The 1,306-nt window shown below is 44.6% G+C and carries 1 protein-coding gene; it reads left to right on the top strand.

The features are described 5' to 3' along the window. The first annotated feature begins 102 nt into the window (after positions 1-102). Positions 103-1,212 carry an FIST N-terminal domain-containing protein gene (locus J5224_RS28225; protein ID WP_264628422.1) on the top strand — a complete coding sequence of 370 codons (1,110 nt, stop codon included), beginning with the start codon at positions 103-105 and terminating at the stop codon, positions 1,210-1,212. Positions 1,213-1,306: the final 94 nt, after the last annotated feature.

Here is a 1,306-nt window from a genome sequence, read left to right as displayed (position 1 = left end):
TGACTATTTACTATTTGATGTCCTGGTCTATTTTCAAAGAGATAACCGAATATTGCAGAAATTCATGCAAAAATTTCTACTCAAAAGCGAGGGAGTACTCTCATGAATTTCCAACTTAAATATGCAAATAGCACATCACCAGATCCCGTCCAGGCTGTTGCCGATTTTGCCAGTAAGATTAGTCATGAAGATATCAATACGGTCATTTTTTTCTGTTCTCCTGGCTACGATTTAAACATTTTAGGCAGAGAACTAAAAAAATCCTTTTCCTGCGCGTGTATAGGTTGTACAACTTCAGGGCAAATTGGTGCACAAGGGTTTCAACGTACAGGCTTAGTGGGGTTGGGCTTAAACAAAAATTTTAGCGCTCACACATTTACGATCCACCCTTTGGAGAACTATGCAGAAATAGCCGCTGAAATTGCTGAAGCTATTCACCATGATAGTAAAGATAGACCCGCACTTAACCGTTTTAGTCTGTTGCTGGTCGATGGCCTCTCAATGATTGAAGAGCGTCTGGTCGCAAGCCTTTATCAACAAATAGGTAATATTCCGATTATTGGCGGTTCTGCTGGCGATGACTTACGTTTTGAAAAAGCGCATGTCTATGATGGGGATGGTCATTTTATCTCTAACGCAGCTATATTTGCGGTCATTGAGACCAAATCGACGGTCGTCACGTTTAAAGTTCAGCATTTCAATCACAGCGAGATCGAATTGGTTATTACTGAGGCCGATCCAGAGAAACGACTTATCTTTGAGATAAACGGTGAACCAGCGGCACTTGCTTACGCGGAAGCCTTGGGGTTAACCGTATCTGAATTAACCCCAACCATCTTTTCCAGTAACCCGCTTGTGCTCTCCTTGGGCGACGATCCCTACGTTCGAGCCATCCAAAAATGGAATGCCGATTTTTCTCTTACCTGTTACTGCGCTATTGAAGAAGGGCTTATCGTTTCTATCGCTAAAGCGGAGGATCCTGTCCAAACGCTAGAACGGGCCTTCAACAAGGTTAAAGAGACGCTAGCGGACCCCGTCATTATCGGTTGTGATTGCATCCTGCGTCGCCTCCAATTTGAACAAGAAGGACTCGACCAACAGATTGCCAACATCATGGTGAAAAACCGCGTCGTAGGGTTTTCCACTTACGGTGAGCAATATAACGGATTGCATGTGAATCACACCTTCACCGGCATAGCCATTGGGGGATAGTGTGTTGAGCGAAAGAACCCATTCCACGCCCACGGTATCAGGCATGTCCAACGCTGAGTACGAACGAAAGCTGGCGGCCAGAGATAAAACGATA

This window comes from Candidatus Symbiopectobacterium sp. NZEC135, assembly GCF_025962695.1.
The sequence above is the reverse complement of the archived record's forward strand: the minus strand, read 5'-3'. Positions and strand labels throughout refer to the sequence as shown.